12 protein-coding genes are annotated in these 15389 nt (G+C 72.2%); 1 reads left to right on the forward strand and 11 read right to left on the reverse strand.

Annotated features, from left to right (window positions below):
• Positions 1–23: 23 nt before the first annotated feature.
• Positions 24–1313 (reverse strand): sunset domain-containing protein, encoded by a 1290-nt coding sequence (locus WHI96_RS13215; protein WP_345650904.1) that lies wholly within the window; start codon positions 1311–1313, stop codon positions 24–26.
• Positions 1314–1456: 143 nt separating this feature from the next.
• On the opposite strand from WHI96_RS13215, the gene rarD reads away from it, so the two are divergent.
• Positions 1457–2398, forward strand: coding sequence for an EamA family transporter RarD (gene rarD / locus WHI96_RS13220; RefSeq protein ID WP_345650906.1), 942 nt, complete (start codon positions 1457–1459; stop codon positions 2396–2398).
• On the opposite strand, the gene WHI96_RS13225 is transcribed toward rarD, so the two are convergent.
• Genes WHI96_RS13225 through nuoF form a run of 10 tightly spaced genes read right to left on the reverse strand, consistent with a single transcriptional unit; the run spans position 2374 to position 15388 of the window.
• Positions 2374–3351: a polyprenyl synthetase family protein gene (locus tag WHI96_RS13225; protein WP_345650974.1), complete on the reverse strand. Its 978-nt coding sequence runs from the start codon at positions 3349–3351 to the stop codon at positions 2374–2376. The two genes, rarD and WHI96_RS13225, sit on opposite strands and share 25 nt — an antisense overlap.
• Positions 3352–3399: 48 nt before the next feature.
• Positions 3400–5004 (reverse strand): NADH-quinone oxidoreductase subunit NuoN, encoded by a 1605-nt coding sequence (nuoN, locus tag WHI96_RS13230; protein ID WP_345650908.1) that lies wholly within the window; start codon positions 5002–5004, stop codon positions 3400–3402.
• Positions 5001–6656 carry an NADH-quinone oxidoreductase subunit M gene (locus WHI96_RS13235; protein WP_345650910.1) on the reverse strand — a complete coding sequence of 552 codons (1656 nt, stop codon included), beginning with the start codon at positions 6654–6656 and terminating at the stop codon, positions 5001–5003. The genes nuoN and WHI96_RS13235 overlap by 4 nt, the downstream gene beginning before the upstream one ends.
• Positions 6653–8605: an NADH-quinone oxidoreductase subunit L gene (gene nuoL, locus WHI96_RS13240; RefSeq protein WP_425571683.1), complete on the reverse strand. Its 1953-nt coding sequence runs from the start codon at positions 8603–8605 to the stop codon at positions 6653–6655. The genes WHI96_RS13235 and nuoL overlap by 4 nt, the downstream gene beginning before the upstream one ends.
• Positions 8606–8612: 7 nt before the next feature.
• Entirely contained in the window at positions 8613–8912 is a 300-nt protein-coding gene (gene nuoK, locus WHI96_RS13245; protein ID WP_345650914.1) for an NADH-quinone oxidoreductase subunit NuoK, read from the reverse strand.
• Positions 8909–9784 carry an NADH-quinone oxidoreductase subunit J gene (locus WHI96_RS13250; protein ID WP_345650915.1) on the reverse strand — a complete coding sequence of 292 codons (876 nt, stop codon included), beginning with the start codon at positions 9782–9784 and terminating at the stop codon, positions 8909–8911. Before WHI96_RS13250 ends, nuoK begins: the two co-directional genes overlap by 4 nt.
• Complete coding sequence (gene nuoI, locus WHI96_RS13255; RefSeq protein WP_345650917.1) at positions 9781–10320, reverse strand: NADH-quinone oxidoreductase subunit NuoI; 540 nt, start codon at positions 10318–10320, stop codon at positions 9781–9783. Before nuoI ends, WHI96_RS13250 begins: the two co-directional genes overlap by 4 nt.
• A complete protein-coding gene (gene nuoH / locus WHI96_RS13260) occupies positions 10321–11565 on the reverse strand; it encodes an NADH-quinone oxidoreductase subunit NuoH (RefSeq protein ID WP_345650977.1) in 1245 nt (414 codons plus the stop codon).
• 35 nt (positions 11566–11600) lie between these two features.
• Positions 11601–14042 carry an NADH-quinone oxidoreductase subunit G gene (locus WHI96_RS13265; protein WP_345650918.1) on the reverse strand — a complete coding sequence of 814 codons (2442 nt, stop codon included), beginning with the start codon at positions 14040–14042 and terminating at the stop codon, positions 11601–11603.
• Positions 14039–15388, reverse strand: coding sequence for an NADH-quinone oxidoreductase subunit NuoF (gene nuoF, locus WHI96_RS13270; protein ID WP_345650920.1), 1350 nt, complete (start codon positions 15386–15388; stop codon positions 14039–14041). The genes WHI96_RS13265 and nuoF overlap by 4 nt, the downstream gene beginning before the upstream one ends.
• Between the last annotated feature and the right edge of the window lies 1 nt (position 15389).

A 15389-nucleotide genomic window follows, 5' to 3' on the forward strand; every position in this document is an offset into this window, starting at 1 on the left:
TCGTGTGTCCGGAGGTGGTGGGCTCAGCGGGCCCCGGGACGTTCGTGCCAGGCGATGAACCCGGCCGCCCGTGCGGCGCCCTCCGCGGTGAAGTACAGGTCCGCGCGGGTCCGGACGTAGTACGGCGACTCGGGCGGGTGGAACCGCCGCGACCCGCTGTGCACCTTCACGCGGTGCGTCTCGGGCGGGTCGTCGCCGTCGGTGGGGGCGAGCACCGAGTCCGGGTACGGGCCGGGACGCACGCCCGGGGGCAGCGGCGCGGACGCCGCGGACGGGCCGATGATCCGGGAGTCGAGCGCCGCCAGCGCCGAGCCACCGGTGCCCTGCCGCGGCCGGGACGGGATCAGCAGCGGTGCGGGCGGGCCGTCGTCGGCCGGCGCGGGGCCCGGCTCGGGCAGCGGGGCCGGTTCGACGTCGTCGCGCAGGGCGTGGCGGCCTGCCGGCTCGTCGTCGCCCTCGGACGGCCCGTCCTGCGGCGCAGGGTCGCTCCCGGCGCGCGGGAGGGGTACCTCGGGGGCCGTGGCACCGTCCGCTGTCGCAGTGGCGCCGGCCGGCTCGTCCGGGACCGGGCCGGGGTCGGCCGCGCCGTCGTCGGCCGCGCAGTCGTCGGCCGGACCGTCCTGGGCCGCGCCGTCCTGGGCCGCACCGTCCTGGGCCGCACCGTCCTGGGCCGCACCGTTGAGAACCGCGCCGTCCTGCGCCGCCCCGTCCTGCGCCGCACCGTCCTGCGCCGCACCGTCCTGGGACAGGGCGGCGGCGCCGTCGGTCGTGGGCCTGGGCTCACCGACCGGACCGGTCCCGCCCGCGGTGACGCCGTCCCCGTCGGCTCCGTCCACGGTGGCGCCGCGACCCGACGCCTCCGGACCGGGCGTGTCCGGGGCCGTCGCCGTGGCGCCGGGCACGGCGTCCGCCGGCCGGGTCCCGGGAGCCGCGTCGGACCCCGTCCCGCCGGGCAGCCCGTTCCCCGCCTGTGCACCGCCGGTTCCGCCGTGCTCGGCGGGTTCGCCCCCGGTCGCCCCGGAGCCGGACCGCTCCGCCGCACCGTTCCCTGAAGCGGGCGGCGGTGCGACGTCCGGCGACGGCGTGTGCGCCCCGGCCGCCGCGGCGGACGGGTCGACCACTCCCGCGGTGTCGAACAGCCCCACGGTGCCGGGGTCGTGCCCCGGGCCCGGCCCGTCGGACGCCTCCGCCGCGTCGGGCGCACCCGTGGCGTCCGGACCGCCCTCGACGGTCCCCCCGCGGCGCCGGGACACCAGTACCCCCGCCGCCACGAGAACCACGAGCACCGCCAGCAGTACCCACATCCAGCCCATGCCGGACCTCCGTCCGCCCGGGACCGTCCCGGACCGCTGTCGCCGTGCTTGGTATCACGGATCGTGCCCGCCCCGCCGTCGTCTCGCGCGGGAGCACACCCGTACCGGATCATCGTGCACGTGACCGACCACCCGAGGCGACCGTGACCACCGCCCGTTCCCCCGAACGAACCACACCCGAACGGAGTGAGCGGAACCCCGCCGGGCTCACCGCGGGTGTCGGCGCGTACGTCCTGTGGGGCCTGTTCCCGGCGTTCTGGCCGCTGCTGGACCCCGCGGCGCCGCTGGAGGTGCTCGCCCACCGCGTGCTGTGGACCGCGGTGCTGATGTCGGTGGTGCTGACCGTGCTGCGCGGCTGGGGCGACGTGCGCGGGCTCGGCGTCCGCGGGTGGCTCGCGACGGCCGCCGCCGCGGTCTTCATCGCACTGAACTGGGGCCTGTTCATCTGGGGCGTCTCGGTGGGGCTGGTCGTCGAGTCCGCGCTCGGCTACTACATGACCCCGCTGGTCGGGGTGCTGTTCGGCGTCCTCGTCCTGCGGGAGCGGCTGCGGCCCGCGCAGTGGGTGGCGCTGGGGCTGGCGGCGACGGCCGTCATCGTCATCGCGGTCGGGAACGGCACGGTGCCGTGGCTGTCGATGGCGCTGGCCTGCTCGTTCGGGATCTACGGGCTGTTCAAGGCGACCGCGCCGCTGCCCGCCGCGGCCGGCCTGACCGCGGAGGGCCTCGTGCTCGTCGTGCCGGCCGCGGTGTTCCTGCTCGTCCTGCAGCTCTCCGGCGGCGGCACGTTCACCGGGAACGGGCCGTGGCACCTGCTGCTCATGCTGTCCGCGGGCCCGGCGACGGCGCTGCCGCTGCTGCTCTACGGCTCCGCGGCGCGACGGCTGCCGCTCACGACCCTCGGGGTGCTGCTCTACATCAACCCCACGCTGCAGTTCCTGTGGGGCGTGCTGGTGGTCGGGCAGACGATGTCCCCGGCCCGCTGGGCCGGGTTCGCCCTCGTCTGGCTGGCGCTGGTGGTGTTCACCGTCGACCTGCTGCGACGGCGACGCCCACCGTCGCCTCAGCCCACCCGCTCCACGGTGTAGTCGGTGAGCGTCCGCAGCGCCTCGATCGCCGGGCACGGCGGCAGCACCGCCAGCTCGGCGCGCGCCCGGTCGGCGTACCCGGCGACGGTCTCCCGGGCCTTGACCAGCGCGTCACCGGAGCGGAGCAGCTCCAGCGCCTCGGCCACCTCGTCGTCGTCGCTGATCGGGGCGGCCAGCAGCTGCCGCAGCCTGCACGCGTCGGCGGAGTCGTCGCCGTCGCGCAGGGCGTAGAGCATCGGCAGGGTGTGCACGCCCTCGCGCAGGTCGGTGCCGGGCGTCTTGCCCGAGTCGTCCGACGGCGACGCGATGTCGATGATGTCGTCGGAGATCTGGAACGCCGCCCCGATGACCTCGCCGAAGGTCCGCAGCGCCTCGACGTGCTCGGCGGGTGCGCCGGAGAACATGCCGCCGTAGCGACCCGAGGTCGCGATGAGCGACCCGGTCTTCTCCGCGACCACCCGCAGGTAGTGCTGCACCGGGTCCTCGGAGGCCTTGGGGCCGCGGGTCTCGCGCATCTGACCGGTCACGAGCAGCGCGAACGTCTCGGCGATGATCCGCACCGCGTCCGGGCCCAGGTCGGCGACCAGACGCGACGCGTGCGCGAACAGGAAGTCCCCGGTCAGGATCGCGATCGAGTTGTCCCAGCGCGAGTTCGCGGACTCCGCGCCCCGCCGCATGGACGCCTCGTCCATCACGTCGTCGTGGTACAGCGTCGCCAGGTGGATCAGCTCCACCACGGCGGCCGCCGTGATCACCTCGTCGCGTTCGGGATGCGGTCCCACCTGCGCCGCGAGCAGCGTGAACAGCGGACGGAACCGCTTGCCACCCGCGTCGATCAGGTGCAACGAGGTCTCGGTGACGAACTCGTAGTCGCTGTGCACCTCACGGTGCAGCAGGTCCTCGACCCGCTTGAGCCCGTCAGCGGTGGCCTCGGCCAGGACCGGATCCGCCATCCGGATCCCGGCCACACTCTGTGTCTCCACTCCCACAGCCTACGAACGTCAGCCCGAGAACGCGCCGCTGGCGGCCCATTCGAGGACGGGTGTGGGAAGAATCCCGAGAACGAGGGTCGCCAGCGTGCCCAGGGTGATGGCCACGGTGGTGAACGCCCCGGGCACGACGACGGTCGGACCGTCCTCGGCGGGATCGGAGAAGTACATGAGCACCACGATGCGCAGGTAGAAGAACGCGGCCACCGCGGACGCGACCAGCGCGATCACCACCAGCGGCACCATGCCGTCCGCCGACGCCGCCGAGAACACCGCGAACTTGGCGGTGAACCCGCTGGTCAGCGGGATGCCGGCGAGCGCGAGCAGCAGGAACGTCATGATGCCGGCGACGAGCGGCGACCGCTTCGCCAGGCCCGCCCAGGCCGCCAGGTCCGAGGCCTCGCCGTCGCCGGTGCGGACCAGCGAGATGATCCCGAAGACCGCGACCGTCGTGAAGCCGTAGGCCAGCAGGTAGAACATCAGCCCGGACGTGCCCTGCGGGGTCAGCGCCATCGCGCCGAGCAGGATGAACCCGGCGTGCGCGATCGACGAGTAGGCGATCATGCGCTTCACGTCGGTCTGGGTGAGCCCCAGCACCGCGCCGACGACCATCGAGACGACCGCGACCACCCACAGCACGCCGCGCCACTCCCAGACGGTGCTGCCGAAGCCGACGTAGAGCACCCGTGCGATCGCGCCGAACGCGGCGACCTTCGTGCAGGCCGCCATGAACGCGGTGACCGGCGTCGGAGCACCCTGGTAGACGTCCGGGGTCCAGGTGTGGAACGGGGCGACCGAGCCCTTGAACAGCAGCCCCACCAGCAGCAGCGCCAGACCCGCGAACAGCAACGTGTCCGAGGCCAGGGTGCCCGCTGCGGCCTGCGAGATCGCCGAGAGCCGCACCGAGCCCGCGTAGCCGTAGAGCAGCGCGATGCCGTAGAGGAAGAACGCCGAGCCGAACGCGCCGAGCAGGAAGTACTTGACCGCGGACTCCTGCGACAGCAGCCGGCGGCGCCGCGCCAGCCCGCACATCAGGTACAGCGGCAGCGACAGGACCTCGAGCGCGATGAACATCGTCAGCAGGTCGTTCGCCGCGACGAACGCCATCATGCCGCCGAGCGCGAACAGCACGAACGGGAACGGCTCGGTCTGCATCGTCGGCGTCTCGTCGGGCGCCCCGTAGGAGCGGTCGACGTGCTCGCCGCCGGCGGGGGTGGCCGGGCCGCCGCCGGAGCGGACCGCGGCCCGCTCGGCGGCCGAGGCGACGAACACCCCGCCCGGCTCCACCGACCGGTCCGCGATCAGCAGCAGGCTGGGGATCGCGAGGACGATCAGCGTGCCCCACAGGAACAGCGAGGGCGCGTCCACCGACAGCGCGGTGCCGAAGGTCAGCACCGCTGCCGGGGACCCGAGCGCGTACCCGGCCAGCGCGACGAGCGCCGCGACCAGGGTCAGCCCGGTCAGCACGACCTGGACGGGCCAGCGCTGGTGCCGCGGGAGGAACGCCTCCAGCAGCACCGACACGCAGGCGCCGGTGAACACGATCCACAGCGGCGCGGTGGCCGCCCAGTCGACCGCCGGCATCTCGATCGGCGCGACCTGCGCGAGTGCCCTCATCGGGAGATCCCTCCAGCCACGACCGGGTCGGGCAGCCCGAGCTCGGTCATCGTCGCCGTCACCGACGGGTTGATCAGGTCGAGCACCGGGCCCGGGTAGAAGCCGAGCACCACGATCGCGACGATCAGCGGCGCGAGCACGCCGATCTCACGACCCGTGAGATCGGGGAAGCCGGAGCCCTTGCGCCGAGCGTGGACCGCCGGGTCGATCATCGACCCCGGGCCGCCCGCGCCACCGCGCTCCAGCGCCGCGATGACCGCGGTGCCGCGCACCGGGCCCTGCATCGTGCGCTGGTAGAACCACAGCACGTAGAGCGCGGCGAAGATGATGCCGATCGTCGCGATCACGGTGAACACCGGCCGGTTCGGGAACGAGCCGACCAGCACCAGGAACTCGGAGACGAACGAGTTCGTGCCGGGCAGCGCCAGCGAGCTCATGCCTGCCAGCAGCAGGCAGCCCGCCATCACCGGGGCGAGCTTCGCGACGCCGCCGTAGTCGGCGATCAGGCGCGAGCCGCCGCGGCTGATCAGCACGCCGACCATGACGAACAGCATGCCCGTCGAGAGACCGTGGTTGACCATGTACAGCGTCGCGCCGGCGAAGGCCTGCGAGGAGAACGCGAACACCCCGAGCGCGATGAAGCCGAAGTGCGCCACCGACGTGTAGGCGACGAATCGGCCCATTTCGGTCTGGGCGACCGCGAGCAGCGCCGCGTAGACGATCCCGGCGACGGCGAGCACCAGCACCAGCGGCGCCAGGGCCTGCGACGCCTGCGGGAACAGCGGCAGCAGGTAGCGCAGGAAGCCGTAGGTGCCGACCTTGTCCAGCACGCCGACCAGCAGCACCGCGCCGACGATCGGAGCCTCGGCACCGGCGTCGGGCAGCCAGGTGTGGAACGGCACCAGCGGCGCCTTGATCGCGAACGCGACGAAGAAGCCGAGGAACAGCCAGATCTGGGTCGACTCCGGCACGCTCGACGCCATCGCCTGCAGGTCCGCCCAGGTGAACGTGCCCTGGCCCAGCTGCTGCTCGCTGACCACGAACAGCCCGATCAGCGACGCGAGCATGACGAGGCCGCCGAGCAGCGAGTACAGGAAGAACTTGACCGCCGCGTACTGCCGGCGCGGCCCGCCGAAGCGGCCGATCAGGAAGTACATCGGGACCAGCATGGCCTCGAAGAAGACGTAGAACAGGAAGACGTCGGTGGCGGCGAAGACGCCGACCAGCGTCGCCTGGGTCGCCAGCAGCAGCGCGAAGTACCCGGCGGCCGAGCGGCCCTCGGGCAGCTTCTCCGCCCACGCGAACAGCATCAGGCCGGGCACCAGGAACGCGGTGAGCCCGATCAGCGCCAGCGCGATGCCGTCGACGCCGAACGCGATGTGCGTGCCGAACGCGGGGATCCAGGACATCGAGAACTCGAGCTGGAACCGGGCGCCGGCCTGCGCCGCGGGGATGGAGTAGAGCGCCCACGCGACGACGACGAGCACCAGCTCCAGGAGCGCCGTCGCCATCGCGACCGACTTCGCGAGCCCGGTGTTGGCGCGCAGCGGGTACATGACCAGCGCGCCGACGACCGGCACCAGCAGCAGCACGATCAGGAACGGGTCGCCCCCGGAGCCGGGGACGATGGGAGCCGTGTCCAGGGGGGTCATGAGACGAACCTCACCGCCAGCATCGCGGCGACGACGATGACCGCCCCGCCGAGCATCGAGAGTGCGTAGGACCGGACGAAGCCGGTCTGGAGCCGGCGCAGGCGGCTGGAACCGCCGCCGAACGCCGACGCGGTGCCGTTGACGGCCCCGTCGATCCCGCGGTCGTCGAACCAGGCGAGCGCCCGCGTCAGGACGATGCCGGGCCGCTCGATGAACGCCTCGTTGAAGGCGTTCGCGCCGAGGTCGGCACGGGCCGCGGCGACGACCGGCGACACCCGCTGCGGGCGCTCCACCGGCACCGGGGAGCGGCCGACGAACAGGTAGCCCGCCAGCACACCGAGCAGCGAGACCCCGACGACCAGCCACGGGATGACCGCGTGCGGCAGCGCGCCGCCCTCGAGCTCGAGGCGCTCCCCCACGACCGGGGCGAGCCACTCCGGGATCATCCCGTAGAGCACGCCGCCACCGAAGACGGAGCCGACGGCCAGCACGATCATCGGGACGGTCATCGTCGCCGGGGACTCGTGCGGGTGGTAGTCGCGGCCGTCGGTGGACTGCACCGTGCGCCAGCGCTCCGCACCGAAGAACGTCATGATCATCAGGCGGGTCATGTAGAAGGCGGTCAGACCGGCCGCGAGCGTCGCGAGTCCGCCGAACACCCAGCCCTGCCAGCCCTCCTGGGCGAACGCGGCCTCGATGATCGCGTCCTTGGAGAAGTAGCCGGACAGGAACGGGAAGCCGATCAGCGCGAGGTAGCCGAGGCCGAAGGTCACGAAGGTGACCGGCATCTTCCGCCACAGGCCGCCGAAGCGGCGCATGTCGACGTCGTCGTTCATGGCGTGCATGACCGAACCTGCGCCGAGGAAGAGCCCGGCCTTGAAGAAACCGTGCGTCAGCAGGTGCAGGATGCCCAGCGCGTACCCGGCCGGCCCGAGCCCGACGGCGAGGATCATGTACCCGATCTGGCTCACCGTGGAGTAGGCCAGGACCTTCTTGATGTCGTCGTAGGCGCAGCCGATGATCGCGCCGATCATCAGCGTGATGACACCGATGACCGCGACGACCAGCCGTCCGGTCTCGGACAGGTTGTAGATCGGCGAGGCCCGGGCGATGAGGTAGACGCCCGCGGTGACCATCGTGGCCGCGTGGATCAGGGCCGAGACCGGGGTCGGGCCCTCCATCGCGTCCGGGAGCCAGGACTGCAGCGGGAACTGGCCGGACTTGCCGCAGGCGCCGAGCAGGAGCAGCAGCGTGATCGCCAGGACCGTGCCGCCGCCGACCTCGCCGATGCGGGCGAAGACCTCCGTGTACTGCAGGGTCCCGAGCTCCAGCCAGAGCAGGAAGATCGCGATCGCCAGGCCGACGTCGCCGACCCGGTTCATCAGGAACGCCTTCTTCGCCGCCGTCGCCGCGGAGGGCCGGTCCTGGTAGAAGCCGATCAGCAGGTACGACGCCAGACCGACGCCCTCCCAGCCGAGGTAGAGCATCACGAAGTTGTTGCCGAGGACCAGCACCAGCATCGCGGCGACGAACAGGTTCAGCTGCGCGAAGAACCGCCGCCGGTTCGGGTCGTGGCTCATGTAGCCCACCGAGTAGAGGTGGATGAGCGCCCCGACCCCGGTGATCAGCAGTACGAACGTCAGCGACAGCGTGTCGATCCGGAGCCCGAAGTCGACCTCCAGCGCGCCGGAGGACATCCAGGACCACAGCGACTGCTCGCGCAGCCGCTCGTCGGCGGGCAGGCCGAGGGTCTGCAGGAATATCGTCACACCGACGACGAACGCGCCGACGACGGTCGCGACACCGAGCCAGTGGCCCCAGGCGTCGGCCCGCCGCCCGGCGAGGAAGAGCACGAGTGCACCGGCCGCGGGGAGCGCGATCAGCAACCAGGCCAGCGAGGCGGCGCCGGTCGCCTGCGGGGCGGCCTGTGCGAGAAGGACGGTCACCAGCGCGCTCCTAGTACTTCAAGAGGTTCGCGTCGTCCACCGACGACGACTGGCGGGTGCGGAAGATGGCCGTGATGATCGCGAGCCCGACGACGACCTCGCAGGCCGCGACGACCATGACGAACAGGGCCATCACCTGGCCGTCGAGGTCGCCGCTGATGCGCGAGAACGTGACCAGGGTCAGGTTCACCGCGTTCAGCATGAGCTCGATGCACATGAACACGACCACGGCGTTGCGCCGCACCAGGACGCCGACGGCGCCGATGGTGAACAGCAGCGCCGAGAGCAGCAGGTAGTACTCGGGCCTCATCGGTGCTCCCCGGTGTCGATCGACCGCGACCCGCGGGTGTCGGCGGCCTCACCGGAGGCGGCGGTCCGGTCGGGTGCGGGGCGGCCGGTCAGCGCGTGCGCGTCCGGCGTCGTCGTGTCCGGCACGTCGACCGCGACCGACTCGATGATCTCCGACAGCGACTCCGGGGCGATCGAGCCGTCGGGCAGGATCGCCGGGACCGCGACGGAGTTCGCCGTCGCGTAGACGCCGGGGCCGGGCAGCGGGGAGATGCGGGCGTGCTCGCCGCGCAGTCGCTTCAGCACCGTCGCGCGCTGGCCGATCTTGGTGTGCTGGCTGCTCTGCGAGCCGGACAGCACCATCGCGCCGAGCGCGGCGACCATCAGCAGGGCCGCGGTCAGTTCGAACGCCAGCAGGTAGTCGGTGAAGATCAGCCGGCCGAGGCCGGGGACGTTGCCGTTCCACCCGAGCCCGCCCTGCGCCAGCCCCGCTGGGGTGACGCTGGTCAGGCCGCGGGAGAGCCCGCCGACCAGCAGCGCGGCCAGCGCGACCCCGAACACCAGCGCCGCGGCCCGCTGCCCGCGCAGGACCTCGATCACCGAGTCCTTGGAGTCCCGTCCGACCAGCATGAGGACGAACAGGAACAGCATCATCACGGCGCCGGTGTAGACGATGATCTGCACGAACCCGAGGAACGGGGCGGACTGCACCAGGTACAGCACCGCGATCGAGAACATCGTCAGGACCAGCAGCAGCGCGGCGTGCACCGCGTGCCGGGCGAAGACCAGGCCGAGCGCGCCGGCCAGTGCCACCGGTCCGAGGATCCAGAACGCGACCGCCTCGCCGGTGCTCACCTCGCCCGCGGCCTGGGCGAGCACCGCGGTGGTGCTCATCGCGTCTGCTCCTTGGTCTGGTCCTGCGCGCTGACCTTCGCGAGTGTCGGGCCGGAGACGTAGTAGTCCTGCTCGTCGGAGCCCAGGCGCATCGGGTGCGGCGGCTGCTCCATGCCCGGCAGCAGCGGCGCCATCAGCTGCTCCTTGGTGTAGATGAGGTCCTGCCGGTTGTCGTCGGCCAGCTCGTAGAAGTTGGTCATCGTGAGCGAGCGCGTCGGGCAGGCCTCGATGCACAGGCCGCAGCCGATGCACCGCAGGTAGTTGATCTGGTAGATCGCGCCGTAGCGCTCACCGGGCGAGTACCGCGCCTCCTCGGTGTTGTCCCCGCCCTCGACGTAGATGGCGTCGGCCGGGCAGGCCCAGGCGCACAGCTCGCAGCCGACGCACTTCTCCAGCCCGTCCGGGTGCCGGTTGAGCTGGTGGCGGCCGTGGTAGCGCGGCGCCGCCGGCGGGAAGTCCTCGGGGTACTCCTCGGTGACGACCTTCTTGAACATCGTCGAGAAGGTGACGCCGAATCCCTTGAAGAAGTCGAACATCTAGTGCGCGTCCTTTCCGGCCGTGACGGCCTTCCGACGCTTCGGGGGTGAGTCGGGGACCACCAGGTCCAGCGGCGGGACGGGGTAGTCCGAGGCCGGTTCGACCGGTGGCGCCTCGGTCTGCCGGTCGGGCAGCAGGAACGCCACCGCCAGGACGACGGCGAGCGCGAACCCGATCAGCGACAGCAGCAGCACGTAGTTGTCCGAGCCGGTGTTGACGAAGGCCCGGATGCCGAAGATCGCGACGATCCAGACCAGCATGACCGGGACCAGGACCTTCCAGCCCAGCTTCATGAACTGGTCGTAGCGGAACCGCGGCAGCGTCCCGCGCAGCCAGATGAACACGAACAGGAACAGCAGCACCTTGATGATGAAGGCGGCGAACTGCAGCCAGCCGTACTCGTTGAGGAAGCTCAGCGGCCACGGCCACATGCCGCCGCCGAGGAACAGCGTCACCGCCATCGCCGAGACGGTCACCATGTTCACGTACTCGGCCAGGAAGAACAGCGCGAACTTCAGCGACGAGTACTCGGTGTGGAACCCGCCGACCAGCTCCGACTCGGCCTCGGGGAGGTCGAACGGGGCCCGGTTGGTCTCACCGACCATCGCGATCACGAAGACCACGAAGCTCGGCAGCAGGAGCCAGAAGTACCAGCCCGACGCCTGCGCCCCGACGATCGTCGCGGTGGACAGCGAGCCGGAGTAGAGGACGACGCCGACCACGGCCAGGCCCAGCGCGATCTCGTAGGAGATGACCTGGGCGGCCGAGCGCAGCGCGCCGAGCAGCGAGTACGGCGAGCCGGAGGCCCAGCCGCCGAGCACGATGCCGTAGACGCCGATCGAGGAGCAGGCCAGCACGACCAGCACCCCGACCGGGACGTCGACGAGCTGGAGCACGGTCTCCTCGCCGAAGATCGTGACCGGCCCGCCGAACGGGATCACCGAGAAGGCGACGAACGCCGGGATCGTGGAGATCACCGGGGCGATGAAGAAGACCTTCTTGTCGGCGTTGGCCGGCATGATGTCTTCCTTGAACGCCAGCTTCAGCCCGTCGGCGAGGCTCTGCAGCCAGCCACCGGGGCCGGTCCGGTTCGGGCCCGGACGGTGCTGCATCCGCCCGACGACCTTGCGCTCCCAGTTGATCATGAACAGGGTGAGCACGACGCCGAGCGCGAACAGCCCGACGACCTTGAGCAGGATGAGCCAGAGCGGGTCGTCGGCGAGCAGCGCCTGGGTGGTCGTCAGCTGGTCCACCGGGGCGGGCGGCACCTGGGACAGGTTCACGACGCGCTTCCGTTCCCGGCCGGACCGACCGTCACGAGGTCACCGTGGCCCACCCCGAGCGTGGGGCGGACGTGCGAGCCGGGCGAGCAGGTCGGCAGCCAGACGACGCCGTCGGGCAGGTCGGTCAGCGCGACCGGCAGGGTGATCGCCCCGCGGTCGGTGCGGACCGTCGCCTCGGCGCCCTCGACCAGTGCGAGCCGCTCCGCGGTGGCCGCGTTGACCTTGACGTGGGGCCGCCGTGCCGTGCCGGCGAGCGCGGGCTCGTCGATCTGGAGGCTGCCGTCGTCGATCATCTGGCGCGAGGTGGCGAGGACCGCCTGGCCGTAGCCGGGACGCCGGGCCCGGCCCGCCGTGTGGTCCGGTGCGGCGCCGGCGGTGCGGCGCGAGCCGAGCCGCTCCAGCTCGCCGGCCGCGGCGGCCGGGGTCTGGGTGAACAGGTCCGCGTCCATCTCGACGCCGAGGGTGTCGAGCACCCGGCAGTCCGGGAGCACGCCGGTCGCGTCGAGGGCGACGTCGAACCCGCGGCGGCGGCCCTCCCAGTTGACGTAGGCCCCGGCACGCTGGGCGTCCGGGGCGACCGGGAGGACGACGTCGGCGAGCTCGGTGACCGCCGAGGTGTGGATCTCCAGGCTGACCAGGAAGCCGACCTCGCGCAGCGCGGTGATCGCGGCCGTCGGGTCGGCCATGTCCTGCGGGTCGACCCCGCCGACGACGAGCGCGGCCAGCTCACCGGACGCGGCGGCGGCGAGGATCGCGTCGCCGTCGCGCCCGGGGGCGGAGGGGACGGGGGCACCCCAGACCTGCTCCAGCTCGGCGCGGGCGGCGGCGTCGGTGACGAGCCGGCCGCCGGGCAGCAGGGTGGGCAGCGCGCCCGCCTCGACCGCACCGCGGTCCCCGGCCCGGCGCGGCAGCCAGCCGATCGCCGCACCGGTGCGGGCGGCGAGCGCGGACACCGCCGAGTACAGGCCCGGCGACTCCGCGGCCCGGTCCCCGACCAGGATCACCGCGCCCGGCTGCTCCAGCGCGGCGACGACCTCGGCGCCCGGGTCGGCGACGACCGCGGCCTCCGCGCCGGGCACCGCGTGCAGCACGGTGGCGCCGGTCTTCTCGGCGCCGTAGCTGGTGAACGGCCCGACCTGGAAGTGGCGCAGGCCCTTCTTCCGGTACGCCTTGCGCAGGCGCAGGAAGACGATGCCCGACTCCTCCTCGGGGTCGGTGCCGACGGTGAGCACCGCGGGCGCGTTCTCGACCCGCTCGAACGTCACCGAGTCCTCGGGCGTCCCGCCGGCGACGTGTGCGGCGAGGAACTCCAGCTCCTCGCCCGAGTGCGGGCGGGCGCGGAAGTCGATGTCGTTGGTGCCGGCGACGACGCGGGCGAACTTGGCGTAGGCGTAGGCGTCCTCGACGGTCAGCCGTCCGCCGGGCAGGACGCCGATGCCGCCGCCCGTCCGGGCCGCGAGCAGCCCGTCCGCGGCGACCTGCAGCGCCTCGGTCCAGGAGGCCTCCTCCAGGGTGCCGTCCGCGCGGCGGACCAGCGGCCGGGTGATGCGGCCCTGGCTACCGGTGTAGCGGAAGGCGAACCGGCCCTTGTCGCAGAGCCACTCCTCGTTGACCTCCGGGTCGTTGCCCGCCAGCCGGCGCAGCACGGTCCCGCGACGGGAGTCGGTGCGCGAGGCGCAGCCGGAGCTGCAGTGCTCGCACACGCCCGGGGTGGAGCGCAGGTCGAACGGTCGCGACCGGAACCGGTACGCGGCGCTGGTGAGCGCTCCGACCGGGCAGATCTGGATGGTGTTGCCGGAGAAGTAGGACTGGAACGGCTGGTCCTCGGCGATCCCGATCTGCTGGTTCGCACCGCGCTCGAGCAGGTCGATGAACGGGTCGCCGGCGATCTCCTCGGAGAACCGCGTGCAGCGCTGGCAGAGCACGCACCGCTCGCGGTCCAGGAGCACCTGCGAGCTGATCGGGAGCGGCTTGGGGAAGGTCCGCTTCTTCTCGACGAACCGCGAGTCCGACCGGCCGTGCGCCATCGCCTGGTTCTGCAGCGGGCACTCGCCGCCCTTGTCGCAGATCGGGCAGTCCAGCGGGTGGTTGATGAGCAGCAGCTCCATCACACCCTGCTGCGCCTTGTCGGCCCGCTCGGAGGTGTGCTGGGTCTTCACCACCATCCCGTCGGCGACGGTCATGGTGCAGCTGGCCTGCGGCTTCGGCATCGGCCGGCCGCCCATCTCGACCTCGACCAGGCACTGGCGGCAGGCGCCGGCCGGGTCGAGCAGCGGGTGGTCGCAGAACCGCGGGATCACGATGCCGAGGCGCTCGCAGGTGCGGATCAGCAGCTCGCCCTTGGGGGCGTCGACGACCTGGCCGTCGATGGTGAGGCGGACGTGGCCCTCGGGGACGGGTGTCTCCTCGGTGGCGTTCCGCTCCGGTGTGAGGGTCATGCGCTCGCTCCGGTGAGTGCGGCCAGCTGCTCCGGGCGCTCGACGTCCGGCTGGTCGGCGATCAGGTCCAGGAACTCCTGGCGGAAGTACTTCACGGCGCTGGTGATCGGGCTCGTCGCGCCGTCGCCGAGGGCGCAGAAGGAACGGCCGAGGATGTTGTCGCAGACGTCGACCAGGGTGTCGATGTCGGTCGGGGTGCCCTCGCCGCGCACCATCCGCTGCAGCACCTGCACCAGCCAGTAGGTGCCCTCGCGGCACGGGGTGCACTTGCCGCAGCTCTCGTGCTTGTAGAACTCGGTCCACTTCATGACCGCCCACGGCACCGAGACGGTCTCGTTGAAGACCTGCACCGCGGTCGTCCCCAACATGGAACCGGCCTCGGCCGCGCCCTCGAAGTCCAGCGGGACGTCGAGGTGCTCGGCGGTGAACAGCGGCGTCGACGAGCCGCCCGGGGTCCAGAACTTCAGCGGGATCCCGTCCTTCATCCCGCCGGCGAGCTCGAGGAGCTCCCGCAGCGTGATGCCCAGCGGCGCCTCGTACTGGCCGGGGCGCTCGACGTGCCCGGACACCGAGTAGATCTTCGGGCCGGGCGACTTCTCGCGGCCCATCGAGCGGAACCAGGCCGCGCCGCCGTTGACGATGGCGGGGACGCTGGCGATCGTCTCGACGTTGTTGACGACGGTCGGGCAGGCGTAGAGCCCGGCGGTCGCCGGGAACGGCGGCTTGAGCCGGGGCTGCCCGCGGCGGCCCTCCAGCGAGTCGAGCAGCGCCGTCTCCTCGCCGCAGATGTAGGCGCCCGCCCCGGCGTGCACCACGATCTCCAGGTCGAACCCGGAGCCGAGGATGTCGCGGCCGAGGTAGCCCTTCGCCTTCGCCTCGCGGACGGCGGCCCGCAGCCGACGGATGCAGTGCAGCGCCTCGCCGCGGACGTAGATCGCGCAGAAGTTCGCGCGGATCGCGTAGCTGGTGACGATGCAGCCCTCGATGAGGGAGTGCGGATCGGCCATCATCGTCGGGATGTCCTTGCAGGTACCCGGCTCGCCCTCGTCGGCGTTGATGACCAGGTACTTCGGCTTCGCGCCGGGGCCCGTGCCGCTGCCGTCGTCCTGCGGGATGAACCCCCACTTCATGCCGGTGGGGAACCCGGCACCGCCGCGGCCGCGCAGCCCGGAGTCCTTCACCAGCTGGATGAGCTGGTCGGGGTGGGCGGCGAACGCGGTACGCAGGGAGGTGTAGCCCTCCAGCTGCTCGTAGGTGTCGATCGACCAGGACCGCGGCGACAGCCAGCGCCGGGTCAGGACGGGCGTGATCGGGTCCGGCTTGCGCACAGGCTCCGTGGTGCTCATG

The sequence above is a fragment of the Pseudonocardia tropica genome, assembly GCF_040105315.1.
In the GTDB taxonomy this organism is placed as follows: domain Bacteria; phylum Actinomycetota; class Actinomycetes; order Mycobacteriales; family Pseudonocardiaceae; genus Pseudonocardia; species Pseudonocardia alni.

What these genes read in the sequence shown, in the direction of transcription:
- WHI96_RS13250 (WP_345650915.1), bottom strand. Translation starts at nt 9,784, where the DNA reads ATGAGCACCACCGCGGTGCTCGCCCAGGCCGCGGGCGAGGTGAGCACC.
- nuoN (WP_345650908.1), bottom strand. Translation starts at nt 5,004, where the DNA reads ATGAGGGCACTCGCGCAGGTCGCGCCGATCGAGATGCCGGCGGTCGAC.
- WHI96_RS13235 (WP_345650910.1), bottom strand. Translation starts at nt 6,656, where the DNA reads ATGACCCCCCTGGACACGGCTCCCATCGTCCCCGGCTCCGGGGGCGAC.
- nuoK (WP_345650914.1), bottom strand. Translation starts at nt 8,912, where the DNA reads ATGAGGCCCGAGTACTACCTGCTGCTCTCGGCGCTGCTGTTCACCATC.
- nuoI (WP_345650917.1), bottom strand. Translation starts at nt 10,320, where the DNA reads ATGTTCGACTTCTTCAAGGGATTCGGCGTCACCTTCTCGACGATGTTC.
- WHI96_RS13225 (WP_345650974.1), bottom strand. Translation starts at nt 3,351, where the DNA reads ATGGCGGATCCGGTCCTGGCCGAGGCCACCGCTGACGGGCTCAAGCGG.
- WHI96_RS13215 (WP_345650904.1), bottom strand. Translation starts at nt 1,313, where the DNA reads ATGGGCTGGATGTGGGTACTGCTGGCGGTGCTCGTGGTTCTCGTGGCG.
- WHI96_RS13265 (WP_345650918.1), bottom strand. Translation starts at nt 14,042, where the DNA reads ATGACCCTCACACCGGAGCGGAACGCCACCGAGGAGACACCCGTCCCC.
- nuoF (WP_345650920.1), bottom strand. Translation starts at nt 15,388, where the DNA reads ATGAGCACCACGGAGCCTGTGCGCAAGCCGGACCCGATCACGCCCGTC.